The 24,875-nt window shown below is 45.6% G+C and carries 21 protein-coding genes; 10 read left to right on the forward strand and 11 right to left on the reverse strand.

The genetic code is table 11. The features are described from left to right. Positions 1-207: 207 nt before the first annotated feature. The 5 genes from AAAT87_RS04750 to AAAT87_RS04770 all read left to right on the forward strand — a co-directional run bounded on the left by AAAT87_RS04750 (position 208) and on the right by AAAT87_RS04770 (position 3,428). Entirely contained in the window at positions 208-1,158 is a 951-nt protein-coding gene (locus AAAT87_RS04750; protein WP_349225776.1) for a hypothetical protein, read from the forward strand. 182 nt (positions 1,159-1,340) lie between these two features. Beyond that, the gene (locus tag AAAT87_RS04755) at positions 1,341-1,673 is read left to right on the forward strand and encodes a hypothetical protein (protein WP_349225777.1); all 333 of its coding nucleotides are present in this window, start codon (positions 1,341-1,343) and stop codon (positions 1,671-1,673) included. Positions 1,674-1,686: 13 nt separating this feature from the next. Then, on the forward strand, positions 1,687-2,715 hold the full coding sequence (locus AAAT87_RS04760; RefSeq protein ID WP_349225778.1) for a hypothetical protein: 1,029 nt from the start codon (positions 1,687-1,689) through the stop codon (positions 2,713-2,715). A gap of 198 nt (positions 2,716-2,913) precedes the next feature. Continuing rightward, positions 2,914-3,141, forward strand: coding sequence for a hypothetical protein (locus AAAT87_RS04765; RefSeq protein WP_218432065.1), 228 nt, complete (start codon positions 2,914-2,916; stop codon positions 3,139-3,141). Further along, a complete protein-coding gene (locus AAAT87_RS04770; RefSeq protein ID WP_349225779.1) occupies positions 3,141-3,428 on the forward strand; it encodes a type II toxin-antitoxin system YafQ family toxin in 288 nt (95 codons plus the stop codon). The genes AAAT87_RS04765 and AAAT87_RS04770 overlap by 1 nt, the downstream gene beginning before the upstream one ends. A 134-nt stretch (positions 3,429-3,562) precedes the next feature. Here the strand turns inward: AAAT87_RS04770 and AAAT87_RS04775 are convergent, their stop codons facing one another. The 7 genes from AAAT87_RS04775 to AAAT87_RS04805 form a co-directional block, all read right to left on the reverse strand. Then, positions 3,563-5,194 carry a beta-N-acetylhexosaminidase gene (locus AAAT87_RS04775; protein ID WP_349225780.1) on the reverse strand — a complete coding sequence of 544 codons (1,632 nt, stop codon included), beginning with the start codon at positions 5,192-5,194 and terminating at the stop codon, positions 3,563-3,565. A 137-nt stretch (positions 5,195-5,331) separates the two neighbouring features. Continuing rightward, on the reverse strand, positions 5,332-7,506 hold the full coding sequence (locus tag AAAT87_RS04780; RefSeq protein ID WP_349225781.1) for a TonB-dependent receptor: 2,175 nt from the start codon (positions 7,504-7,506) through the stop codon (positions 5,332-5,334). A gap of 35 nt (positions 7,507-7,541) precedes the next feature. Further along, positions 7,542-8,024, reverse strand: coding sequence for a calycin-like domain-containing protein (locus AAAT87_RS04785; protein WP_349225782.1), 483 nt, complete (start codon positions 8,022-8,024; stop codon positions 7,542-7,544). A gap of 122 nt (positions 8,025-8,146) precedes the next feature. Continuing rightward, complete coding sequence (locus AAAT87_RS04790; protein WP_254974229.1) at positions 8,147-8,491, reverse strand: DUF2149 domain-containing protein; 345 nt, start codon at positions 8,489-8,491, stop codon at positions 8,147-8,149. Positions 8,492-8,526: 35 nt separating this feature from the next. Beyond that, on the reverse strand, positions 8,527-9,117 hold the full coding sequence (locus tag AAAT87_RS04795) for a MotA/TolQ/ExbB proton channel family protein (protein ID WP_349225783.1): 591 nt from the start codon (positions 9,115-9,117) through the stop codon (positions 8,527-8,529). A gap of 56 nt (positions 9,118-9,173) precedes the next feature. Next, the gene (locus AAAT87_RS04800) at positions 9,174-9,869 is read right to left on the reverse strand and encodes a hypothetical protein (RefSeq protein ID WP_238405574.1); all 696 of its coding nucleotides are present in this window, start codon (positions 9,867-9,869) and stop codon (positions 9,174-9,176) included. Positions 9,870-9,934: 65 nt separating this feature from the next. Continuing rightward, positions 9,935-14,296 (reverse strand): cobaltochelatase subunit CobN, encoded by a 4,362-nt coding sequence (locus AAAT87_RS04805; RefSeq protein WP_428848564.1) that lies wholly within the window; start codon positions 14,294-14,296, stop codon positions 9,935-9,937. A gap of 280 nt (positions 14,297-14,576) precedes the next feature. On the opposite strand from AAAT87_RS04805, the gene AAAT87_RS04810 reads away from it, so the two are divergent. Further along, positions 14,577-17,810: a S41 family peptidase gene (locus AAAT87_RS04810; RefSeq protein ID WP_349225785.1), complete on the forward strand. Its 3,234-nt coding sequence runs from the start codon at positions 14,577-14,579 to the stop codon at positions 17,808-17,810. 163 nt (positions 17,811-17,973) lie between these two features. Here the strand turns inward: AAAT87_RS04810 and AAAT87_RS04815 are convergent, their stop codons facing one another. Together AAAT87_RS04815 and fldA are read right to left on the reverse strand one after the other, a co-directional pair. Next, positions 17,974-18,327, reverse strand: a complete 354-nt coding sequence (locus tag AAAT87_RS04815) for a DUF2023 family protein (protein WP_296973150.1) — start codon at positions 18,325-18,327, stop codon at positions 17,974-17,976. Positions 18,328-18,457: 130 nt separating this feature from the next. Then, the gene (gene fldA / locus AAAT87_RS04820; protein ID WP_349225786.1) at positions 18,458-18,952 is read right to left on the reverse strand and encodes a flavodoxin FldA; all 495 of its coding nucleotides are present in this window, start codon (positions 18,950-18,952) and stop codon (positions 18,458-18,460) included. A gap of 274 nt (positions 18,953-19,226) precedes the next feature. On the opposite strand from fldA, the gene AAAT87_RS04825 reads away from it, so the two are divergent. The 4 genes from AAAT87_RS04825 (at position 19,227) to AAAT87_RS04840 (ending at position 22,085) form a co-directional block, all read left to right on the forward strand. Further along, positions 19,227-19,721, forward strand: coding sequence for a 3'-5' exonuclease (locus AAAT87_RS04825; protein ID WP_089543802.1), 495 nt, complete (start codon positions 19,227-19,229; stop codon positions 19,719-19,721). Positions 19,722-19,865: 144 nt separating this feature from the next. Further along, complete coding sequence (locus AAAT87_RS04830) at positions 19,866-21,302, forward strand: AAA family ATPase (RefSeq protein WP_349225787.1); 1,437 nt, start codon at positions 19,866-19,868, stop codon at positions 21,300-21,302. A 200-nt stretch (positions 21,303-21,502) separates the two neighbouring features. Then, positions 21,503-21,757 carry a hypothetical protein gene (locus tag AAAT87_RS04835; RefSeq protein WP_119228871.1) on the forward strand — a complete coding sequence of 85 codons (255 nt, stop codon included), beginning with the start codon at positions 21,503-21,505 and terminating at the stop codon, positions 21,755-21,757. Next, complete coding sequence (locus AAAT87_RS04840) at positions 21,747-22,085, forward strand: type II toxin-antitoxin system RelE family toxin (protein ID WP_349225788.1); 339 nt, start codon at positions 21,747-21,749, stop codon at positions 22,083-22,085. The genes AAAT87_RS04835 and AAAT87_RS04840 overlap by 11 nt, the downstream gene beginning before the upstream one ends. An 81-nt stretch (positions 22,086-22,166) precedes the next feature. Here the strand turns inward: AAAT87_RS04840 and AAAT87_RS04845 are convergent, their stop codons facing one another. Together AAAT87_RS04845 and AAAT87_RS04850 are read right to left on the reverse strand one after the other, a co-directional pair. Next, complete coding sequence (locus AAAT87_RS04845) at positions 22,167-23,102, reverse strand: ADP-ribosylglycohydrolase family protein (RefSeq protein WP_349225789.1); 936 nt, start codon at positions 23,100-23,102, stop codon at positions 22,167-22,169. A 488-nt stretch (positions 23,103-23,590) separates the two neighbouring features. Further along, positions 23,591-24,685, reverse strand: a complete 1,095-nt coding sequence (locus AAAT87_RS04850; protein ID WP_349225790.1) for an SHOCT domain-containing protein — start codon at positions 24,683-24,685, stop codon at positions 23,591-23,593. Between the last annotated feature and the right edge of the window lie 190 nt (positions 24,686-24,875).

The following is a 24,875-nucleotide window of genomic DNA, read 5'->3' on the forward strand; positions in this document are numbered from 1 at the left end:
ATACGATGGTACCGAATGCAGTGCTATGATGGTACCGATTCATGCGCTACAGTGGTACCGATTCGCCGATACTGTCATTTTATTTGTTTTTTAAATGCAACACTAAGATAAGTGAAATTTCTGACAGGACATAATCATGAGCAACTTATTGTTGCTCAGGTGCTTATAAAAAATATTAAATTATAGTGTTGCGGAAATAAGGAAAAAATGAAAAGAACTATAATTTACGTATTCGGTCCTAAGCGCCTTTCACCTCAGTATTCTTCCAATACAGAGTTGAAACTGCAGGAAGGTGGCTGGCTTAAGATTGGTCAGACTTCAGAAGAAAACGACAATATTGACAAATGGGAATCTGCTATGGTAAGAATCAATCAGGAAGTGCGTACAGGTATCCCAGAGGTTTGTCAGTTGTTTGAAGTTTTTGAATATCCTGAGCAAACAGGAAAAACAGATGATACTGTCAGAAGTTTATTAACTGATGATATCTATAATCTAGAATGCTCAAAAGTCCATAATCAGAACATTGATAAATACGAAATTAGAGCTGGTCATGAGTTTGTTTATGGCGTAACAAGAAGCCAAGTGCTGAATGCCATAGCCAAGTTTGAGCGTAATCTGATTTTAGATAATTACGGCAAAGAAGGGTTCGACAACCTGATGCAGATGATAAAAGACAACAATAGCGGAGATTCACCGCTTGAGATTAACCAAGACATGGATTCTTCTGCAGAGATTTCAACAAACAAGAAATCAGAGTGGTGTGATAATCTTTGGAACAGTGTCATTGACAAAATCAAGAGCACTATTGGCTCCTCTATCAGCAATCCAAAGGGCAGACCATACATTAACTTCAATTCTCCGAGACGCAAAGATTTCTTCTATGACTGTGGCTACAGCGTTCGTTATGGCATTACCACCGTAACAATCAGTACGCTTAATGGTGAACATGCAAAAAAACAAATGGATGAATTTATAGCCAAGAATGATGTCCTCACCCAATTACCAAACCTGAAGCTTAAACAAGGAACTAAGCAGAAGAACAAATGGGCATGGCTTATTACAGACACTTTGGACAAAACAGATGACGAGTTGGTGAATTGGTTTGCTGATACCATCTTAAAGTTTTATAGCATATTTGAAAATATAGAGGGTCAGTAAAATAACTATTTAATTTAACGACTCTATTCAAAGAACAATTTAACAAGTAGCCCTCTTTTCAAACAGACGCTAATTCAATAATCAAGCGCCAATACTTTTTTTTAAAATATTGGCGTTTTTTTTTTGAAATTTTCCCTTCATATTACTATATTATAAAGGTATAACCAAAAAGAAAGAATAAAATGGCAAATAAAATGTCTTTATGTATCATCAAATACACCTATACTCGATATGTAGGGGTGGATATCGAAAAATGTACTCGGGGACTATTCGAGTATGTGAAGGAAGAGTTTGGGGAGTTTCAACCACAAATGTCAGAGCCTGGAACTATACCTGATATGCCAGACTATTTGGATATCCTGCTCTGCAAAAAGGACGGAAGTATCTTCTACGAAATGAATATCCAAAGACGTGCCATCAACATCCCGCTCGACTTTCAGATGGAAGGATTGGTCCTGGAAATCAATATCACCAACTGTGATGGTACAAAATACAAGAAGACACACCAATTCTGAAAATAGCCATCCTATGACATACGAAGAATTCAAGCAATTGGCAGAACATCCACAGCATCGGAATGTTCCTGCCATCTTCAAGCTCGAAGTTTTAGAAACGGAAGAGCTGGAGGAGAAAAAGCGTTCACATTATCCGAAATACAAGGTGAACACCTATTGTCCGCAAGCCTTCACCACAACTCTGGAGGAGGCAGAGAGACTGATGCACCAGGATGTCCTTTACCGCAAGAAGATGAAGGAGGAAGACGACTATCCGCTGGATACCTTCTGCTATTATATCTCGGAGATTCCGCTGGGACTGTTGCACTACGACCGGGAATGTCTTTCGGAAAGGGTGTATGATGGGGAAGGAAAACTGATCGACCGGTCTTACTGCTGTTCGCGTTTCAGCATTTACTATCCCGGAGTCTGCGATTTGCCTGCATACGACCGTCATCCTGACGAGACCTTCCGAGGCAGAAGCGCTGAACAGATCAGATTCCAGAAGGGTGACATCGTGGAAGTATATCGTGGCGATGAGGTGAAACTTGCCATCGTCGTCGGTACTCCGCTTACCACCGAATGGATCTGGGAGAGAAACCAGGCTGCCAAGGATAAACGAGGATTGGATGAACTGCCATACGATGAAACGGATGACAGCTATACCGTGATAGATGGTCCCGGCTACGAATACCACGACCATGTTCCGTCGCTGTATGTCTTCGCCCCTCACTATCATGTGCCGCTCTATCTTCAGAGACGATTCAAGGGGTATCTGGAGAAGGCAGAGAAGAAGCAGAAAGAAGAGGAGGAGAAAGACAGAATCTTCCGCCAGGCTCACGATTGCAGCTACAGCAACAAGGAACAAATAGAAAAATCTGAAAAGTGCGGCTGTTTCTTCTGCGGCGAAATCTTCTCGCCATCCGAAATCACGGATTACCTCCCTGATGAGCCGCCTACAGCTGAATGTCCCTTCTGCCATACCGACTCCATAATAGGTGATGCCTCCGGCTTCCCCATCACCAAGGATTTCTTAAAGAAAATGAAGAAGAGATGGTTCTAAGCAAAATAAGGAAAATCGCCCTAAGATGAGACTTCCATCCATCATACCGTCAGGAGACTGTAAATCCATGAAGTTAGCACATAAAAACGGGTACACTATACCAAAATTAAAAAAATCTTTTAATTTACTTGGCTATTTAGAGAAAAAAGCGTATTTTTGCTGCTGTAAATTGATGAATGTTTTTAAAAAGGAGTAAGTATGAATACATTAGCAATAAACGAACCTCAATTGCTGGTAACAGTATCAGATCCAGCAATGCTGACAAAATTGAAGAACGCTATCAAAATGCTGAATGGCGTTAGTTCTATTTCTGTCATGAAACCAAAGAAAACAGATCTTGAACTTGCCGAAGAAGACAAGGAGAAAGGCAGAGTTACCCATTGGAATTCTGTTGATGAAATGTTTGATACTATCTTAGGAGAATAATGTATAAACTTGATACAACCAAGAAATTTGACAAAGCTTTAAAGCTTTGCAAAAAGCGCGGCTACCCCATAGAAGACCTACGAAAAGCCATAACCATTCTGGTAGAAAAAGGATGCCTGCCGAAAGAATACAAGCCACATATTCTTCACGGAAACCACGAAGGCGAATGGGAGGCTCATATAAATCCAGATTGGCTGCTGATATGGGAACAGAATGATGAGGAGTTAACACTCCTCATGCTAACTACAGGCACACATTCCGACGTTTTTGGTAAAACAAGAAGATAATATAAAATATAAATCCCCAACCTGTTGAAGTTTGCAGATTGGGGATTTACATTTCCTGAAACTCCATTAAAACCAAATAAGACAATGTCTCATGGGGACAGTATCAGTTTTGAAACGGACATTAAATCTATAACTTACTTCTTTTCTTCCAGATGCTTCTTCACGGCATCCTCGATATCAGCCTTGTAATTCAAGCCGTAGAGGCGGTAGAGATCCTGCATGTGGAGCATTCTTGGGAAGAAGTTCTCCAGGTTGCGCTTATCCTTGGCAGTCCACTGAACCTCAGAAAGGGCGGCAAGTCTTGGCAACAACTCCCACTCCATCTTCTCGGCATCCTTTACCCACTCGGTCCAGATACAACCCTCAGCACCGATGATGTTCTGCTGCTCGGCAGGAGTCAACTTATCAGAGCAAGGATCCAGATCATATACCCGCTGGATGCTTGGAATACCCTCTATCTTGTTGATGCGAGGATTGCTGAAATAGAAATTCGAAATAGGAGCCACGATGGTTGGATGACCTTCACGGGCTGAACGGATGCTGGCATTCACACTGGTCCAACCGCAAACGATGATGTCCTTGGATGGAGTTCCTTCCAGAATCTCATCCCAACCCATCATCTTTCTGCCACGGTTTCTGATCTGCTTCTCTATCTCTCCCATAAACCAGGTCTGGAGCTGCTCCTCCTTGCTGTGCTTAGGAAGTTCCTGAATGCCGAGCTCTGCAATCTTCTTCTGACAGTTCTCGCAAACCTTCCAACGGTTCTTTGGACACTCGTCGCCACCAATATGAATATACTCTGATGGGAAAATATCCATAATCTCATCCATCACGTCCTTGGCAAACTGAAGGGTCTGAGCCTTGCCGGCACACAATACATCCTCGAAAACACCAAAACGGGTAGCTACCTCGTAAGGACCACCGGTACAGCCCAACTCCGGATAAGATGCCAGGGCTGCCAGCATGTGACCCGGCATATCCACCTCCGGAATCACGGTGATGTATCTGTCGGCAGCATACTTCACGATTTCGCGTGCTTCCTCCTGGGTATAATAACCTGATACGGGAACACCATCAAACTCGTTTTTGTTGGTTGGCAGGATGGTCTCCTTGCGCTTGGAACCAATCTGGGTAAGCATCGGATACTTCTTGATTTCAAGACGCCAGCCCTGATCCTCGGTAAGATGCCAGTGGAAATAATTGATGTTGTGCATCGCAAAGACATCAATCAACTTCTTGAGATAAGGTACGCTGAAATAATGACGGCCCACATCAATCATGAATGCACGATAGGCAAAGCGGGGAGCATCGGTAACCTCGGCAGCAGGAAGAGAAACGCTCTTCACATTCTTGGTGATAGGCAATGCCTTCATCACACTCTGGATGCCATAGAAGATACCTACATGAGAGGTGGCAGAAATGGTGATGCCATTCTTGTTGACCACCAGAGAATAAGCCTCAGACCGGGTATCACCAGTATTCAGCGCCAGACGAATTTGCTTCTTCTCCTGCCTGTTGGTAGTCTTTACCTCGATACCGGTTACCTCCTTGATATGAGATGCCAGGAACCCGGCATCCTTCTTCTGCTTCTCATCTCCAGCAGCATAATAGATTGTAGTTTTGGCAGTGATGCGGAAAGGAGCGCTACTCATCTCCTTGACTTGCTGAGGCAATGGAACAATCTGCCAACTGCCCATGTTCACATCCTTGGCTGATAATGAAAGGCTAGCCAAAAAAGCCATAGTTAGAATGATTCTTCGTATCATAATTTTGAATGAATAGGTTTTAAATCACTGCAAAATTACGATTTTATACCGAAAGTACGGCATAATTTGAAGAAAAGCATCCTTCACTATGGCTTTTTTAACCTATTTTGGGTCTGGAAACTGCCAGATGACGGTTTCTAGAACAGATTCACGATGCGGTCGATGTCAACCGAAAGTCCCACAGAGAAGGTGCGGCCGGTGGTCATCGCCGAACTCCAATAATACTTCTCTGGTGTATAATCGAAGAGATTATCTACCGTGAAGTTCAGATTGACGGCATCCAGGAATCGCTGCTGAAGCGTGAACTTCCACAACTGATAACTGCTGTCATGCTTCTTGATGTTCGTATCTGGAGAGGACAGGTATCTGCCTGACAGAGCGGCATTGATGCGATAGAACGAACAGAGCTGGCGATCGTAGTCGAGACGCCAGGTAGCTGAATGCGGACGAGGCTGGGAGAACTGGGAATCTACACTTCTGCCACCCACATGGAGATAGCTGTAGTCGAGTTTCACACCGAGTCCCATATCCGAACGGTACTGGGCACTGAAGTCGATGCCGCTCACCTCCACTCCATCCTCGTTGCAATAACGGGAAGCCACATCCGGCTGACCGGTTCCCGGGGTATAATCGGCATAATCCTCAGTAGTGATGCGCTTATCATATTTATTATAATAGCCCATTAGGGTAAGGCTATACTGACCGGTCAAGATGCCTGCATTCTTCACCCTGCCGGTATGCTCCAGCGCCAGGTTGAAGTTGTCGCTCTTCTCCGGCTTCAGATCCGGATTGCCGTAAATCATCTGCATACCCGCCATATCAAAGTTCATATACATCTCCTTGAGGGTTGGGGCACGGAATCCGCCGGCATAGTTGGCACGGATGGAAAAGCCCTTCCACTTGGTCATCAGAGCCAGACGACCGGTAGTGGCATGCTGGCTGGATGCAGAGAAGTAATCATGACGAAGACTTGCCACGATGTTCAACCACAGCAAAGGATTGTAATCGAACTGGGCGAAGGCATCGTATGAGTTCTGAGTCTTGGAACCATTGTTGGCAAACTGATAGGTGGTGAGATAATCGTTCAGGAAATCAGCACCTGCCGTCAATGTGTTCTTGCCGAAGATATGGGAATAGAGGGCACGGACGGTGTTCTGACGGTTGGTATAATCGTGGTCGTGAGTGCGCTCATTATTCACGAATCGGGTCTTGTCATACTGGTCGAATCCGTAAGAAATCTCCAGGTTATCATTCTCCGAGAGATTCATCACCGTCTTCAGTCCGGCAGAATAATCCATGTAATGATCATCATAGTTGCTGCGCTTGCTGATACGATTGAAATAACCGCCACGACCTATCAGTTTTATCTTATCAGAAAGCTTGTAGGTAAGACGCTCCTTCACATTGAAGGTCTCTCCACCATAGATATGGAGGATGTTGGATTCTGTATCGAAAGGACTGGTGAGCTGAACCTCATCCGATGTGGTGCGCTGGATGCTGGTCTGCGAATTCCATTTTCCGGCATTGAAGCTGAAGCTTCCACCGTGGCGCCACTCCTTGTTGAAGTCGTCATAGCGGGTATTGACATTGGCAGTCCAAGGCTCACTGTTTTCACGGGAGATGATGTTGATGACTCCGGCTACGGCATTGGCACCATAGAGCGCCGAAGCTGCACCCTTTACTATCTCGATACGTCCTACATTATCCAAGTTCAGACGACTATAATCAACATTATCCATGGTTTCACCAGCCAATCGCTCACCATCTACGAGGAAGAGCACGGCGTTTCCACCGAAACCATTCATGTTGAGAGAAGTCTCCTGATTCATGGCATAGCCGAATTCCAGACCCGGCATCTGCTCGGTGAGGAGGTCCTGGATATTGGTAGCATCAACTATCTTGATATCATTGGCGGTAATCAGACGGGTTACCACAGGAGCATCCTTCAGCGCCTTCGGAGTTCGGGTTGCGGTAACCACCACCTGATTGAGGGCTGTAGCATCCGGTTGAAGGCGAAGCACATGCTGCTCACCTTTTCTCTCATCCGCTTTCAGTACGAAAGTCTGAGTCTGATAGCCCACAAAGCTCACCTTCACTCTCACCGCTCCATCCTTGCTGTAAGGAATGCGGAAATATCCATCTTCATCAGTGGTTACTCCTCCCTTGGCATTCACCATCTGGACGGTGGCACCCGCCAAAGGTGCGCCCGAATCATCGAGCACTCTACCCACGACATCGCCCTGGGTTTCAGCTTTCAGATTCAGGCACAATCCGCAGAGGATCAGGAATAGTGCGAATATCTTTTGCTTCATCGAATTATATCAAAGTTTATCCTGAAACAATCCTTTTATTTTGTACAAACAAACTTAGCAATCATCGGCATAGGCATCTTGCCATACTGTATTGAGTAGTTGACAGTCAGCGTTTTGTCCTTCAAAGTACCCTGCAAGGTTACAGTGTAGTTCTTCTCAGCACCATTCACGGTAACAGTACCGGCATAGTTTTCCTGAGCGAATGCATAAGCACCATTGGAACCAGAAACCTTTACAGCAGGAACCTCCAGAGCAGGAAGAGCCATCATGCCCTCGCCGCAAGCAGGTAAGGTAACCTTGACGGTAGCATCATCAATAGCCTCAATCTTCATAGTAACATTATCGTATGTAGAAGCCTCGCCCATTACGGTCATATCCAGAGAGCTGGTGTATGAACCGGCAATCTCCTTGGCAGCTGCCACAGTATCATTATCATCATCACTGCTGCAAGAGCTGAATGCTACACACATAGAAACCAAAGCCAACATCATGGCCATCATTGTCTTAAACTTTTTCATTTTTCTTATTTTTCTTTTAGTTACAATAATATTTTCTGTTCAAGGGGATTTGCAATCCCCGTTTCCTGTTCAAGGGGATTTGTAATCCCCGTTTTCTGTTTAAGGAGATTTGCAATCCCCGCTTATTTATCTTCCGGAACATAGATGATTTCGCCATTCTCCAGCTGGTAAGCGATGCCCACCTTCTTTCCCTTGTTACCAGATTTATTGCTCTGGTCTTCAGAAGGAGTATAGCGATTTATCTTTTCACCATCCTTGGTAATGATTTCCATATTCTCCTTGCCAGGGTTCTTCACCATCGTGAAGTTATCCTTGCTGAACATTTCCGTCATATTATAGCGCGAAACGAGGGCTACCATCAGGGCGAGGGCAAATACCATCGCCACATCGAAGAGGTTGCTCACTACGCTCATCGGATCATCATCCTCGCCATCATGCGAGAGACGACTTCTACGTCTTTGTCTCATAAATTCTTACTATTGAATTCTTCACTCTTCGTTATTCACTCTTCATTTACAAGGTCTGCCATAAACTCAAGGTTACTCATATCCTCGGTGTACCAGCGGTTCTTGGTCTGCTTGGTTACGAAACCGATGGCTGCAGAAAACAATCCTACTACGGTGGTAGCGAAAGCCACCTGCATATTGTAAGCCATCGAAGCAATATCACCGGTAGAAAGACCTACCAGGGCAGGCCCCATCGGAATCAAGGTACCCATCAAACCGAGCATCGGACCCATCTTCAGAAGTGTAGAAGGGAGAGAAAGATCCTTCTCAACAAACTGGGCATACTGGTCGAGAATGCGGTTCACCTGCGCCTTGCTCTGACGGTTGTCCACGAGTTTCTTCATATAGGAAACGATGACAGCCTGCTTGTTCTTCGGCAAGCGTTCGCCCAAGGTATCGATATTCTCGAGCTTCAGGGTGTTCATCTGTTCACGAATCTCCGCACCCGACTTGCGCTTTACAAGATACTGTCCGAAGAAACCTCCGAGGAGCAGCAAGGCTCTGAGGAAGAAGAAAATCAACAAAATAATCACAGGAACCAGCATGCCTGTGGAAATCCAAAACAATACGTCTGATATGTAATTCATCTTTATTTTATAATGTTAAGTGTTGAATGTTAAATGTTAAGTTGGGGCTTGCGCCTTTATAACTTTTGGGATAAGCGCTGCATCTTGATGCGATAGCAGCCCCATCCGATAGCCATTCCTACGATGACGATGGCGATGACGCCGAGAAGCGAGAGGGCATCGAAACTATTGAATCCTGCCACGGCTGTCCTGCCATTCACCGTACCGATGATGCCCATCAATCCGAGCAGCACCTCTACCAGGAAGAGCAGTTCCAAGCGGATTGGTCGCTCCGGCAAGAGCCATCTCAAACCGTAGGTGAATACCGGAGTCAAGACCAGCAGCACTACGGCAAGCACCCAGGCTACCACCTGGAACGATACACCGGGAAGCAGGAAGATGGTCATCACCAGAACACTAAACAGCACTGGGAAAACCAGCAAACCCGGGAAGTATTTCAGGAAGATGAAGAACATCCATTTGCGGCGGCTCACATGTTCCGAAGTCTTCAGATCTACGTGGTGCACACAGAAAAGCATCGTGAGTGCCACGTCGATACTCAGCAGCACCGCCATATCGAGCATCAGCTTCTGGTCGGCTATCCAGGCCGCAATCTGCGTCTTCGACTGCTCGATGGCGAATGGCCAGGTCATTCCCACGAAGAAGGCTACGAGCACCGAGATGATCATAATCTCCTTCACTCCGTGGAAGGTCTGCTTCAGCACAAAACTGAAGCAAACCAATATCATCATTACTAAAACTAATGTCTCCACTTTTTTTTAAAATGTTGAATGTTAAATGTTGAATGTTGAATTATTCTTCATTGTTAAGTGTTGAATTATTCTTCACTCATCATTTTGCGACGACGTCGCAAATATATCGCGAGCACAACGAACGCTACGATGACGATGACACCTACAACGATGCCGCTCACCACAGTGGTGGTCTTCTGAGCATCCTCATTCAGCGTCTCCTTCTTCATCACCATACCCTTGTCGCTGCTGTTCTTCGCAGCCTCAGCATCACGGATCTGCTCTACATTCTGCTGATATTCCTTGGCAGAAGCAGCATCGGTCTTGCTGGCGATATAGTTGCGCAGCTTGGCATTATCGCAGACGAAACCGGAGCATGAAGGCTTATACTTGTTCACGGTCTCGGTATGAAGCTTGGCAATGTCCTTGAGCTGCTGAGGAGTAGCCTTCCACATTCCCTTGCGGGCACTCTCCATCATCACGGCGGTCATCTCCATCAGCGCTGCCGGATTCTGCTTGTCGAAGAACTCCTTGGTTCCGAGATGGTACTTGTCCTTGACATATACATTATATATCTCGTCCCACATCTCCTTGTCGATTGCCTTTGGCTTCATCACATTCCAGCCGTAGGTATTGGTTACGATTTCGGCGAATGTGCTGGCGCTGCTGGCTCCACCCTTCATCTTCTCCTTGATATAGGCAGGATTGAAGATGGTGGTTCTGCCCTCGATACCGATAGCCTCCTTCACCTCCTGCATTCTCATATTGCTATGGTTGCGATAGTCGGCGAGATAAGCATCCGGATCCTTACCGGTCACGTTGCGCACAGCAAGGTTCATACCTCCCATAAACTCATATACGTGGTCGAGACTCAAAGCACCCCAAGTGTTGCTCTGTCGTGGCTGAACTACCACATCGGTACGGGTCAGCGCTGCCTCGAAAGCAGCCTTGCGAACGGTCTCCCAGTTCTTCTCATCACCATAGTAGGCACCCATATTGTTCAGATAGACCTCGGCAATCAGACTCTCCTTATCCCAGCGATCGCCTGCGGTTACCATCTCCTGGATACCGGTACCATAGTTGCCGTTTACGCCACCAAAGACACGATACATACTCACCTCGCGTGCCTCCTTTGGCGACATGCCCTTCTCTACGAGCACTCTTTCGGATTCGGTAACACCAGCTTTCACCAGGTTGTCGTACTTATCACCCTTGGCATTTGCCGCCAGCTCTATCGCCTTGTTGATGAGGAAGAGACGGGATGCTGCCAGGTCGCGGAGCTGACCGGAAGTCTGAACTACGACATCGATGCGAGGACGGCCCAACTGCTTGGATGGGATGAGACGCAGATCGGTAACACGACCGAAGGCATCTCTTACCGGTTCAACACCGAGCATATAGAGAATCTGGGCGATGGTAGCGCCCTCTGTTTCGATAAACTCGCTGCTCCAGAGCGTATAGCTCACCTTACGAGGATATTCACCCTTATGTCGCTCGCAATACATCTTGATGGTATTGTCGCAAAGTTCCTTCGCCTTCTCCCAGGCATCCTCCGAAGGTGTATTCTCCACATTGATGGAGAAGAGGTTTCTACCGGTAGGCAGAGTGTTCGGATTCACAATCAGATCACCACCTGGAGATGGGGCGGTAAAGCCGCCATTCAGGGCATTCATCAGAGAAGACATCTCGTTGAGCGGACTCTGACGGAGCGCCTCCGAATACTTGCCCACATTCTGCAAGGCATGCTCTATGGTAGTGATAGCCTGAGCCAGATGAATCTGCTGACGGGTATATTTAGGTGCTTTCGACATCATCATACCCTTATCTTTAGAAGATTTCTGAGATGCTTTGCCCTTGCCGGCTTTCGCCATCTTCGCCTTTTTCAAATCCTCCTGATACCATTTCTGTCCCTTCTTGATAGCTTCCATCATCTTGTCAGGGAAGCGACCGGTCTGTTCCATCTTCTCAAAAGCCTCACGACTCATCTGCGGAATCTTCTTCTTATGAGAAACCTTGGCAGCACGGAGTTCGCTTACCGTACGGTGGTCCACCTTCTTCGGCTTCGCCTCCTTCGCTCCACCCATCTGGTCTGCCATCTGCATCATCATCTGGATAGGATCCGGAGCTGCCTGCATCGCCTCAACCTTGCGAGCCATCTGGAGTTCGGCAGGAGTGATTCCTACATAACGGCAGATGTATTCATCAGAAACCGAGGCTGAACCCAGAAGCTGGGTCACGGTATTGCGTGCCTTGCTCAGATAGAGACGGTCGAAAAGCTGCTTATGCTTCTCCACACCCTCCTGAACACGACCTTTCAACTTATCTACTGCCAGCATTCCGTAGGCAATAGGATCTGTAGCCATCGCATAGACACTGGTGCGGACATCATCATTATCGTATGGCACACCCAGAGTATAGAGCTTGCCGGTAATCTTCTCGTTTGCCAACTCTTCTGCATAGTTCTCTACTCTCGCAATTTCATCTGCAGAATAAGGCTTGTTCATCTGCTTGGCATCGAGCCCCAGTTCTCGGGCGATTCCCATCTTCACGGTCAGCGCCTTCACCTTGAGCGACTGTTCGGCAGATGCCTTCTTCTCGTATGACTGGATGGCATCGCTCAACTGCTTATAGGTCTGTCGCAATTCGCTCTCCTTGAAAGGAGGAGTGAGATAGCTCTGGGTCTGGGCATAGGTGCGGCGCTTGGCAATCATCGCCTCGCCCACATTGCCAATGGTATATATATAAAGATGTGGAACCACACCAATCAATCGGTCACTCCAGTCGTTGCTGCCGAGTGCCACCTGCTTTCTCGGGGTATATTCCAGCGAACCGTGGGTTCCGAAATGGATGAGTGCATCGGCACTGAAACCATAACGTGCCCAGAGATAAGAGGCAACATAGGTGTAAGGAGGTGCCTGGTCGGTGCCATGCACAATCTTGAAGGAGTCGCCTCCCACGCCTGCCATCACCTGTGGAAGCAATGCCACATTGCCGAACTGCAGTCTTGCCACCGCCAGCTTACCGTCATCGGTAGCCATATATTTGCCTGGGAAGGAACCATAGAGCTGATTCATCTCCTTGATCATTTTCTTAGACAAAGCCTTCTGGGTCCAACCTGCAAACTGCTGGGCGGTAACCAGGGCAGGATGTCCCAACTGGAGGAATTGGGTATAGGCACCCTCGGCATAGGTTCCGAAGACGGCACCCTGAGCCTGAATCATCTTTGCCAGTTCCTGAGGATTGGCTGGCAACTTGCCTACATTGTATCCTTCATTCTTCAAGCGAACCAGGAGATTGTAGAGCGATGGAACCACTTCCATTCCCGAAGCGGTGAGAGCATTCTGACCCGGACCCTTGAAGTAGAAGATGGCGATGCGCTTGCTGCTGTTCTTCTTGTTCTTCAGATTCACATAGCCCTGCACGCTCTCCACGAAACTCTCCATTCTGTCAGGGATTCCGTAAACCTCCTGCAAGCCCTCCTTGTTGATGCGCTGTCCGAAAACCACGTATGGACGGATGGCACCATCAATCTCCGGAGTCACGATGCTCTGCGACATGAAGCCGCCATTCATTCCCTGCTTGTCGTTCTCCCAATCGGTGGTCAAGCGGTTGATATTAAGAGGTGAGAACAGAGGAATATTCTTCTGCTTCAGGAACTCAACGAAGTAATCGCCCAGTCTGCCATGCGCCATATTCACAACGGCATTCGCCTGGATGCTGTCGTCATGATGACCGGCGATAAAGCTCTGAAGCTTATTGATGCGATACACCATGAATCCCTTCTTTTCGAAAGCTTTTTCCATATCAGGAGCCGCACCCATAAAACCAGTAAGCATGATGGTAGGAGCACCTTCTTTATATAAACCGTTCTTTGCCAGGAAGGCGTTGTACTCGCGGATGCTGTTGAAGCCCAGTTCATCGCCCTTTTCATCCTTCGGGTCGAAATGAGTCAGGAGATAGTCTGGTCGCTCATTTACACGTTCCGGCTCTGGAGCCATGAACTTCTTTCCGTCGATAAACTTACGGATGTAAGCGAGCATACTCTGATAGTTCTTCTTGCCGCCGTTCTCGATATACTGCATCAGATAATCGGCATCGAAGTTATCTACTGATACGATATTGTTGGCTGGGTTGGTAGCAGCATGAGTCAGGGTTGGCACCTTGTCGGAAGCCTCTTCCAACTGCTTACGCTGGTTCTCGTCGATTCGGAGACCCATACCATTCACGATAATCATATCGTAATCATCCAGATGATCGAAATCATCGGTCGTAATCTCACTCAGTTTGATCATCGCATTGTCGTTGGCATGCGAAATCTGTCCCAGCGCAATAGCCTGATAGTTGAGGAAAGCGATGCGGGTAGTACCCACCCAGGCAGAGTAAGCCTTCGCCAAACCTCCCAGAACGATCACAGCCAATAAGGCCAGGAAGATGTGTTTCTTTTTAATCTTTCTGATTTTTCCTAATCCTTTTCTCATATCTATTCCTTTTTTCATATCTATTCCTTTTTCGGGCTGCAAAGGTAAGGCTTATTTAGAAATTGCACAATACCGAGAAATTGTGATTTTCACATTTTTTATACTTAGAAGTTGGTATCAGATTGATAGGCTCAGATTCCCATATCCTTATAAATAAGTAGTCTTTTCGTGGTTTTACGGAGTTTAGTTTGGTAGTTTCACATAAAAGCCGTAACTTTGCAACATAAAATCAAACAGAAATTTTATAATAATGAAGAAACTGATTCTTAGTGCTGCTCTTCTGGCAGCATCTCTGGCATCCCAGGCCCAGCAGGGTCCGTTGTGGATGCGCTACCCTGCCATCTCACCGGATGGCTCTACCATCGCCTTTGCCTATAAGGGCGATCTCTATTGCGTTCCAGCCAATGGTGGCGAGGCACGCCAGTTGACGACCCATGCTGCTTACGACTCCCAGCCTATTTGGAGCCCTGACGGCAAGAAGATTGCCTTCACTTCCAACCGCGAAGGCAGCCTGGACGTTTACGTCATCTCTGCCAAGGGTGGTGCGCCAACCCGACTCACCACCAACAGTGGCAAGGAGACTCCAATCGCCTTCAAGGACAACGACCATGTGCTCTTCTCAGCCAACATCATGCCTACAGCCCAGAGCAATCTCTTTGCATCTAACGAGTTTTCGCAGGTTTACGAGGTAAGCACAGAGGGCGGTCGTCCTAAGTTGTATTCCGTTCTTCCGATGGAGAACATCAGCATCAACAAGAACGGTCAGGTGCTCTATCACGACAAGAAGGGTTACGAGGATGCATGGCGCAAGCACCATACCTCTCCTATCACCCGAGATATCTGGATGCTCGACAATGGAAAATATCAGAAGCTTACTACCTTCAAGGGCGAGGACCGCAACCCGGTATGGGCTGCCGACAACCAGAGCTTCTACTATCTCAGCGAGCAGGACGGTTCCTTCAACATATACCGCCGCAACATCGCAAGCGGAAAGGATACACAGATTACGCAGCAGAAGAAGAATCCTATACGATTCCTCACCTCTTCCGATAATGGTTTGCTCTGCTATGGTTTCGATGGCGAAATCTATACCGTAAAGGAAGGTGGACAGCCGCAGAAGGTCAACATCTCCATCACAACAGATAACGATGAACCAAGCCTCATCCGCAAGGTTCAGTCTTGGGGTGCTACCGAGATTGCCCTCTCTCCAGATGCCAAGGAGGTGGCTTTCGTGATGCACGGTGATGTATATGTTACCTCTACAGAATACAAGACCACCAAGCGAATCACCGATACTCCTCAGCAGGAACGCAACCTGAGCTTTGCTCCTGATGGCAGAAGTCTGGTCTATGCTTCTGAGCGCAATGGCGTATGGCAGATTTTCCAGGCTAAGATCAAGAACGAGAAGGAGAAGAACTTTACTTACAGCACCGAGGTAGAAGAGGAGCAGCTCACCAAGACCAATATTACTTCTCAGTATCCTGCCTACAGTCCTGACGGCAAGGAGGTGGCTTTCTATGAGGATCGTGCTACCCTCCGCATCATCAACCTGAAGTCGAAGGAAGTGCGCACCGTGCTCGATGGCAAGTACAACTATTCTTACTCTGATGGCGACATCTGGTTTGAATGGAGCCCAGACAGCAAGTGGCTCATGTGCAGCTACATCGGTAATGGCGGATGGAACAACACAGATATCGCCGTGGTAAAGGCTGACGGCAAGGAAGTGCACAACATTACCGACAGCGGTTACAGCGACAGCAACGGTAAGTGGGTACTCGGCGGAAAGGCTATCCTCTTCGAGAGCGACCGTGCCGGTTATCGCAGCCACGGTTCATGGGGTGCTGAAGAGGATGCCTATCTCATGTTCCTCGACCTCGAAGCCTACGACCGCTTCCGCATGTCTAAGGAGGAACTCGAATTAGCCGAGGCCAACAAGGACGAGAAGGAGAAGAAGGCTGACGAGAAGGAGGAGAAGAAGAAGGAAAACAAGAAGAAGAAAGAGGAGAAGACGGGAAAGATTGAGGTAGATAAGGTGAAGCCTCTCGAACTCGACTTCGAGAACTGCCGTGACCGCGTGGTTCGTCTTACCGTCAACTCATCCAATATGGGTGATGCCATCATCGACAGCAAGGGAGAGAAGGTTTATTACCAGGCTGCCTTTGAAGGTGGCTACGACCTCTGGTGCCACGACTTGAAGGAAGGCAGCACTACCCTGATGATGAAGGGTATCGGTGGCGGCGGCTTCGTTGCCGACAAGGATATCAAGAACCTCTTCCTCTGCAATGGCAGCAGCATCAAGAAGATTGATCTGGGCAGCAAGGCTACTACCAACATCGACTTCGAGGCTCCATTCAACTACAAGCCTGCCGAGGAGCGCCAGTATCTCTTCGACCATGTATGGCGCCAGGTAGCAGACAAGTTCTATGATCCAAAGATGCAAGGTGTGGATTGGGAGTACTACCGCAAGGTTTATGAGAAGTTCTTACCTTATATCAACAATAACTTCGACTTCGCTGAGATGTTGAGCGAGATGCTGGGTGAGCTGAATGCCAGCCATACCGGTTGCCGTTATTATGCTGGCGGTGCTTCTCTTTCTACCGCAGCTCTCGGTGCCTTCTTCGATCCGAACTACGAGGGTGACGGCTTGAAGATTCAGGAAGTCATCAAGCGTGGTCCTTTCGCTGTAAAGAAGAACGAAGTTACTGCCGGCTGCATCATCGAGAAGATTGATGGCGAGGCTATCAAGGCGGGTAAGGATTACAACGCATTGCTCGATGGAAAGGCTGGCAAGAATGTACGCCTCACCATCAAGAATACCAAGGGCAAGACTTTCGACCTCACCATCAAGGCGATTTCACAGGGTTATCAGCAGGAGCTTCTCTACAAGCGCTGGGTGGATAGAAACCGTGCCATCGTGGATAGCGTTTCAAAGGGTAGAATCGCCTATGTTCACGTAAAGGCAATGGACAGCGAGAGCTTCCGCACCGTATATAGCGAACTCTTGAGCGACAAGAACCGCAACAAGGATGCCGTAATCGTGGATGAGCGCCACAATGGTGGTGGCTGGTTGCACGATGACCTCTGCACCCTGCTCAGCGGCAAGCAGTATCAGGAGTTTGTGCCTCATGGAAAGGTTGTGGGCAAGGATCCATTCAACAAGTGGACCAAACCATCCTGCGTTCTGATCTGCGAAGACGACTACAGCAACGGTCATGGTTTCCCATGGGTATATAAGGAGTTGGGCATCGGTAAGCTGATTGGTGCACCAGTGGCAGGAACAATGACTGCCGTATGGTGGGAGACCTTGATGGACCGCAGCCTGGTATTCGGTATTCCTCAGGTAGGTTGCCGCGACATGCGTGGTACCTTCGGCGAGAACACCACCCTCTATCCAGACATCGAGGTATATAATTCTCCAGAGGATTACATCACCGGACATGATACCCAGCTCATCAGAGCCGTAGAGGAAATGATGAAGAAGTAAGAAAAAGGAATTATTCCGTCGAAATAGGTATTAAAAACAGGAATTATTCCGAGATTTCGATTGAATCAATCGATTGATTATATGAAAAGAGCGTGGTCGCCAATTGAGGCAATCACGCTCTTTCTTTATTAACATAATAATATTCCGAAGATAAAAGAAAAACTTAGCAAACTTTTTTCTTTCGCTCACAATAGCGTTCGCATTGGGCACAGATGTCATATCCCAGCATGGCACCCAGGATGAAATCCTCCTCCGGTGTAAGCTGGCATAAGGGTTTGGTAACAATCATGCGGATAGCATCCAGGCATTCCTTCTTACCAAAGAAGAGATTCAGACGGTCGTTGCCAACCGGCTGGATGATATAATCAATGTTCTGACGCTCTAATCTTGTTATGGCAAAAGACTCATATTTCCTGTTGAAGGTGTAGAGCACCAGACGGCGCACGCCCTTCTTATATTCATATATATGATTCATCAGAACCTTCAAATCTACTGGTGTTGCGATTTCCTTCTGCATACTATCCGAATTAATCAAGTTTCCTATCAGGAATCAGAGAATTCTATGATTTAAAAATCTATGAACCCAAAATGACTCAAGATTCTATAGTCAGAGATTTCTATGACTCCTGAAAAATTATTTTTTAATACTAAAGCGCTGGTTTGATGGTCTCAATCCAGGCATCGATACGCTCCTCTGTCTTATCGTCCTCGTTCACCTCGTCGAGTGCGAGTCCCAGGAACTTGTCGTCCTCAACAGCCTCACTGTCATCATAGGTGTATCCATCTGTAGAAACACCAGGCAATACGGTAGCACCAGCCTCAACAGCGGCATCATAGAGTTCCTTCATACCGCCGCAGAATGTATCAGGGTAAGACTCGCTGTCGCCACAACCAAACAGGGCAACGGTCTTGCCAGCCAAGCCGGCACTCTTCAGCGTCTTCACGCCGTCATACCAGTCATCCTGCATCTCGCCGGCACCCCATGTAGAAGTACCGAGAATGAGATTCTCATGACTTGCGATAGTAGCATCACCGATGTTAGCTACATCTACAGCTTCCACGCCCAACTTAGAGGCGATGGTTTCGGCAATCGACTGGCATGAGCCAGTGGAAGAGCCATAAATTACGATAGTTGTTTTCATTTGTCCTTAATCTCTTTTAGTTACATTTATTTTCGGGTGCAAAGTTACATCCTTTTCCCTTTATCTGCAATACCTAAAAATGATGGTTTCGGGAAAATACCTAGATATGGGGATAGGAGAAAAGGTTTAGGATGGTTGAGCCTACAACTTCCGGAATCTGAGGACTTTTATGACGATTCATCCTAAAACTTTCTTAAATCTTATATTTTTAGGATGATTGAACCTAAAAAATAGTATCTTTGTACCTAAAATAAAAACATAGATACTTAATTCGATGAAAGATTTTGCAGCGATAGATTTCGAAACGGCCAACCAGCAGCGTACTAGCGTCTGCTCGGTGGGCATCGTGATAGTGAGGGATGGTGAGATAGCAGACAGTTACTACAGCCTCATCAAACCCGAACCGGAGTATTACTCTTATTGGAACACCCGGGTTCACGGGTTAACTCTTGAAGACACGATGAATGCGGATGTCTTCCCGAAAGTCTGGGCAGAGATTGCGCCCAAGATAGAGGGGCTGCCCCTGGTAGCCCACAACGCCCCCTTCGACGAAGGCTGCCTGAAGGCAGTATTCCAGACGTATCAGATGGAATATCCCGGCTATGAATTCCATTGCACCTGCCGTGCCTCCCGAAGAAAGCTGGGCACTCTCCTCCCCAACCATCAGCTCCAGACCGTAGCCGCCTATTGCGGTTACAACCTCACCCAGCACCACAATGCCTTGGCAGATGCCGAAGCCTGTGCCTGGATAGCAAGGGAGCTGCTATAAATAACAGTCTATATCTTGCCGATAAAGTATAAAAAAGCATAATTCCGGCAGAATATAATATACTATATCTTGCCGAAATCGTTATTTTTTTATATTTTTGCACAAAATATCAAATACAAGAAAATAATAGGAAAGGAAGAAAATATGATTGTAGGAAGAAAAGAAGAAATAGCAGAACTTGATAAGCTGTACTATAGCGACCGCCCCGAATTCGTAGCAATATATGGACGCCGTCGTGTAGGAAAGACATTCCTTATCAAACAAGCACTGAAAGATCGTATCACCTTTCAGCATACAGGCGTGTCGCCTGTTGACCAAGATAACGACAGAAACAAGCTGAAAACCCAACTGGAAAGTTTCTATTATGCCCTTCTCAACCAAGGATTGGAAGGTTATAAGATGCCCAAGTCCTGGATGGAAGCATTCTTCTTGCTCGAACAGTTGCTACAAGACCAAGACAATGGCGAACGACAAGTCATCTTTATCGACGAACTTCCGTGGATGGATACCCCTCGTTCCGGATTTCTTCCTGCCTTCGAGAACTTCTGGAATGGCTGGTGTAGTGGCAGGGACAATATCATGCTTGTGGTTTGCGGTAGTGCTACTTCCTGGATTCTCAGTAATCTATCAAGAAGCAAAGGAGGACTCTACGGACGCTTGACTGCAGAAATCAAGCTCTCACCCTTCACTCTGAAAGAATGCGAAGAGTATTTCGAGCATGCTAACATCCAAATGAGTCAATACGACATCCTGCAAAGCTATATGGTCTTTGGAGGAATACCTTATTATATGGGGTACTTCCAAAAAGGGTTAAGCTTCGAGCAAAATGTAGATAAGATTCTTTTTGGCAATAGACCTAGACTGAAAGATGAGTTTAACAGGCTTTTTGCTGCAATCTTCAACAAGCCGGAAGATAGCAAAAAGGTAGTACGTTTATTGGCAACCCGCCATTCCGGTTTCACTCGTGAAGAAATCAGCCAAGCCACAGGTCTCCCTCTGGGAGGAGGTTTGTCTAACACCCTTGCAGCTTTGGCTGAAAGTGATTTCATCACAAGCTATTCGCCATACGGGATGCCCAAAAGTACAACATACTATAAACTGATAGACAACTTCTGTCTCTTTTGGCAGAAATACGTAGAACCCCATGGAAAGGAAACCGGTTTTGTAAGCGACAATATGACTTCTGATGTATTAAAAGCATGGCATGGAGTGGCCTTCGAAGAAGTTTGCTGGCAACATTTCCAGCAAATCAAGCAGGCTCTTGGAGTTGCTGGCGTAAAAACCTCGATCTCTGCATGGAACGTGAAAGGAACAGAGGAGAAAGAAGGCACCCAAATTGACCTGCTGATCATCAGAAACGACAATGTAGTAAACTTATGCGAGATGAAATTTGCCAGCGCTCCTTATACCATCAGCAAGGAAGAGGAACTGCGCTTGCGCCATCGCATAGAATCCCTAAAAGCAACGCTTTCTCCCAAGCAGTCCATTCATCTCACGATGATTACAACCTATGGGGTGGCGTATGGCAAGCATAGTGGAATAGTTCAAAAGGAAGTTAAAATGGAGGATTTGTTTAAATAAAACAGACGCAGAATCCTGCTGGCATTGATGCCAGCAGGATTCTACGCTTTTTGATACAGCAGCATATATATACATGGATCTCAAAAGAATAAGCTAAAGAAAAAACTCAAAAGTTTAATTCAATTAAAAAAAGCAAAAAACTTTGGAAGTTATAATCTTTTGCACTATATTTGCACACATATAATTAAAATGTAAGTAATATGAGTACAACAATAAAAACAAAATCTTCCGCTTCTATAAGAATAGATACGGATTTGCTCAATATTCTAAAGAGCAATGCTAAAAGAGACAACAGAAGCCTCAGCAATTATTTGGAGACGATTCTGTTTGAAATAATTCCTCAGCAGTCAATTGACAGAACCGAAGGAATTTGTCAAGGACTACGTGAAGTAAAAATGATAAAGGAGGGTAAATTGAAAGCAAAATCCGCAGACGAACTTTTCGATGAGCTATAATATTGAAACAACTCCTCATTTTGAAAAGGAGTTAAAGGACTTAGCTAAACGCTATAAGTCCATGAAGCAGGATTTTGGCAAATTCAAAGAATCCTTAAAAGAAGATCCTTTTCTAGGAGTTGACTTAGGTGGTGGGTTAAGAAAAATCCGCATGGCTATTGATTCCAAAAGAAAAGGTAAAGCGGGAGGAGCTAGAGTTATCACATATACCACATTGGTAGATGAGAATACAGGTGAAGTATGGTTGATAGAAATCTATGACAAATCAGAATTCTCAACCATCAAGACTGATGTCATAAAGAAAATGCTAAAAGAGTTGGGACTATAAATCTCAAAAGATTTGAGGGCTATTCTTGCAAATCGTCCGCCATTGGCGGGCGATTTACAAACAACAGACAATGATACGTTTTTATCGATACATTGCGTAGAATTCCAGCACCTTGTCATGGAGCATAGAAGCATAGAGAAGGCCACTTTTCCATTCGTCAGGAATATGGCATATTCCAAATTTAGCACCCAGGATAGCTCCTGCTACAGCAGCATTGGTATCCGCATCTCCTCCTGATAAAACAATCTTCAGGATACCCTCTTTATACGAGGTTGCATGCCAATAAGTCCATAGGGCAGCCCCTAAAGTTCTGAGCGTATATCCCATACTCTTTTCATCATCCAGACACAAAGAATCCAGACCTTCATGATATGCCAAGTCAATAAATGGAACGATTCGTTCATCATATTGTTTGGCAATGCCAATCACCTCTTCATAATCCAATATCCTGTCTTCAAAGACAAGAGCATGTATGATAGAAGAAACGATAACGCAAGAGCCCACACAGCGAGGATCATAATGAGTTAGCTTACAGATATTCTCAGCATTACTAGTCACATTTTCCTTCAGAAGCCCTACCACCGAAGTTCTCATGACGGCTCCATTAGCTGCAGCTTTTTTCTTTCCCATCTTCCAGATAATCTCTGCAGCCTTCTGTGGATTCGAAGTATAGTCGCCAAGAGCCATTACATTATAGGTATGCCGGCCAATTCCCATACCTCCGTTCATCATCCATTCCTTAAACCTTCTGGCAATATCAAGAATATCTACCTTTTGACAAGCCACAAAGGAATCTAAGATACACAGCATCATATCGGTATCATCAGTCCAGTCGCCTCTTTGCCAACGACGACGATGATCATCCTGCACGATTTGTGAATAGTCCTCTATCCCATTAGGATAAAAACGATCCACCTCTTGCTTGGACATAAACTCCGTGCTCAGTCCCAAGGCATCTCCTATAGCTTGTCCAAAGATGGTACCGAGGAATCTTTCTTTTATAATTTCATTTTCCATATTTTTTCTATTCATACAACCAACCAATCGTAAAGTCATCCCTATCTGGCAATAGTGCTGTACCGATTACACAACTTCACTTTTTAACGACAACACTTATTCCCTTTCATGCTCCTTCAGATACTTTTAGTCTAAGCCAAGAAGGGAAATATTTCCAAAGCAGATATCCCATTTTGAGTTCGACTAAACGTTCAAAAGTTCAACTAAGTTAGATTTCATCATTAGCAACTGGCTTTCAATATTTTACGACAAAGAAGCAAGCTAAAGATTGACTAACTTCGACTAAAAATTCGGCTAACTTCGACTAAAATTCGGCTAATACCCATCTTTTTCCATCAGCCAATTTTAAGATACCTTTTTCATAAGCGTAGAGAGGAAAATACCATCATGATACCCATCCTCCTGCCCCTGATCATATCCTGCATCATAGCATAGATTGATGCTAAGATTAAGGGCAGAAGTGGCATCATGATTTGTTCCGGTATTTATTATTGCAATAATTTTGCTTTCTGTGCCTGGAATTCTTCTTCCGTAAGAACTCCAGCATCCTTGAGCTGCACCAATTTGGTAAGTTCATCAGCAATACTATTTGATGTAGAGACACTTATCTGCTGGTTTTGGCTTGCACTACTCTTATCAACTATATCTATGATGATGGAAAAAATGTCCTTTATGCCTGTAACTTCTTTCATCAGCCCCTCATAGAAAAACTTATCAGCAGTATTCTTTGTCTCAAGAATAGCTCTATCTTTTCCTGCTTTGAAAATTTCAAGCAAAATTGTGGGATCAGAAGTACTCTTGAGCAATATTTTTATAGACATCCTTTCGATTTTCTTGTTTTTGACAGCCTTTGCAGTATTACTACCAACGATAGCACCAACACCACCAAAAAGCAAACCACCAACAACAGCTCCACCGAGAGACTTATTGTACATATCATTACCATTTTCTTCATACGTAATGCTTACGATATCAGAATATCGGTGCAGATGCATACTTGTAGGAGTCACGATAGCAACAAATTCATTGACATCATCAGTAATGAAAGCATAATCATTATACGCCTTAACAGCTGGAGTAGATTTCTTCATTACTACATCCCATTTTTTCAAAGTGTAATTGAGATTGAATTCTTTAAGCATTATATTGCCATTGTTATTCTTTATACGCAAAATCTTGTTATGAGTAGCATCATAAGATACGATGTAACTATCTGTTTTCACCGTTTCCGTAACAGAAAAATCTCTAACTACTTGTGTATTTCTACCTTCATTAGTTGTAGCGCATACGGTCACGTCCTGTTTTTGGGAATTAAAATATAATTTTAAGTCACCATTTCCAAAACAATCATCGTAATCCAGCGTCTGGGCAAAAATATCCTGCTGTTCTTTTCTTGCCTTTCGATCAGAAGCCTTACTTTTGGCATTAAGAGCCATGACTAAGCCAACAATTACACCTATAGCGGGTATTATGGCTATGGGATTTCCTGACTCATCAGAATTGTAAGACAATATAGCCATAATAGCAAAAATTACGGAAAGGAATAAAGCCCCTCCAACACTTAAATCATCTTGTTTTTTCATATCAAACTATTTTAAAAAACATTATTATCGGAATCATATAACACACTAAATCATAAATATCAAAGATACCAGGGCAAAGATTGAACAGTTGCATGAATTCTAATACAACAGCAGATATAGGAAGAGGTAGAGCTAAAGATAGCCTCATTTTCTTATTCAGCTGCTTAGTACATAAATACATAGCCATAAG

Source organism: Segatella sinensis (genome assembly GCF_040095255.1).
GTDB classification, from domain to species: Bacteria; Bacteroidota; Bacteroidia; order Bacteroidales; family Bacteroidaceae; genus Prevotella; species Prevotella sinensis.

What these genes read in the sequence shown, in the direction of transcription:
- AAAT87_RS04795 (WP_349225783.1), bottom strand. Translation starts at nt 9,117, where the DNA reads ATGAATTACATATCAGACGTATTGTTTTGGATTTCCACAGGCATGCTG.
- AAAT87_RS04775 (WP_349225780.1), bottom strand. Translation starts at nt 5,194, where the DNA reads ATGATACGAAGAATCATTCTAACTATGGCTTTTTTGGCTAGCCTTTCA.
- AAAT87_RS04845 (WP_349225789.1), bottom strand. Translation starts at nt 23,102, where the DNA reads ATGGAAAATGAAATTATAAAAGAAAGATTCCTCGGTACCATCTTTGGA.
- AAAT87_RS04780 (WP_349225781.1), bottom strand. Translation starts at nt 7,506, where the DNA reads ATGAAGCAAAAGATATTCGCACTATTCCTGATCCTCTGCGGATTGTGC.
- AAAT87_RS04790 (WP_254974229.1), bottom strand. Translation starts at nt 8,491, where the DNA reads ATGAGACAAAGACGTAGAAGTCGTCTCTCGCATGATGGCGAGGATGAT.
- AAAT87_RS04830 (WP_349225787.1), top strand. Translation starts at nt 19,866, where the DNA reads ATGATTGTAGGAAGAAAAGAAGAAATAGCAGAACTTGATAAGCTGTAC.
- AAAT87_RS04815 (WP_296973150.1), bottom strand. Translation starts at nt 18,327, where the DNA reads ATGCAGAAGGAAATCGCAACACCAGTAGATTTGAAGGTTCTGATGAAT.
- AAAT87_RS04750 (WP_349225776.1), top strand. Translation starts at nt 208, where the DNA reads ATGAAAAGAACTATAATTTACGTATTCGGTCCTAAGCGCCTTTCACCT.
- AAAT87_RS04825 (WP_089543802.1), top strand. Translation starts at nt 19,227, where the DNA reads ATGAAAGATTTTGCAGCGATAGATTTCGAAACGGCCAACCAGCAGCGT.
- AAAT87_RS04850 (WP_349225790.1), bottom strand. Translation starts at nt 24,685, where the DNA reads ATGAAAAAACAAGATGATTTAAGTGTTGGAGGGGCTTTATTCCTTTCC.
- AAAT87_RS04840 (WP_349225788.1), top strand. Translation starts at nt 21,747, where the DNA reads ATGAGCTATAATATTGAAACAACTCCTCATTTTGAAAAGGAGTTAAAG.
- AAAT87_RS04760 (WP_349225778.1), top strand. Translation starts at nt 1,687, where the DNA reads ATGACATACGAAGAATTCAAGCAATTGGCAGAACATCCACAGCATCGG.
- AAAT87_RS04810 (WP_349225785.1), top strand. Translation starts at nt 14,577, where the DNA reads ATGAAGAAACTGATTCTTAGTGCTGCTCTTCTGGCAGCATCTCTGGCA.
- fldA (WP_349225786.1), bottom strand. Translation starts at nt 18,952, where the DNA reads ATGAAAACAACTATCGTAATTTATGGCTCTTCCACTGGCTCATGCCAG.
- AAAT87_RS04755 (WP_349225777.1), top strand. Translation starts at nt 1,341, where the DNA reads ATGGCAAATAAAATGTCTTTATGTATCATCAAATACACCTATACTCGA.
- AAAT87_RS04765 (WP_218432065.1), top strand. Translation starts at nt 2,914, where the DNA reads ATGAATACATTAGCAATAAACGAACCTCAATTGCTGGTAACAGTATCA.
- AAAT87_RS04770 (WP_349225779.1), top strand. Translation starts at nt 3,141, where the DNA reads ATGTATAAACTTGATACAACCAAGAAATTTGACAAAGCTTTAAAGCTT.
- AAAT87_RS04785 (WP_349225782.1), bottom strand. Translation starts at nt 8,024, where the DNA reads ATGAAAAAGTTTAAGACAATGATGGCCATGATGTTGGCTTTGGTTTCT.
- AAAT87_RS04835 (WP_119228871.1), top strand. Translation starts at nt 21,503, where the DNA reads ATGAGTACAACAATAAAAACAAAATCTTCCGCTTCTATAAGAATAGAT.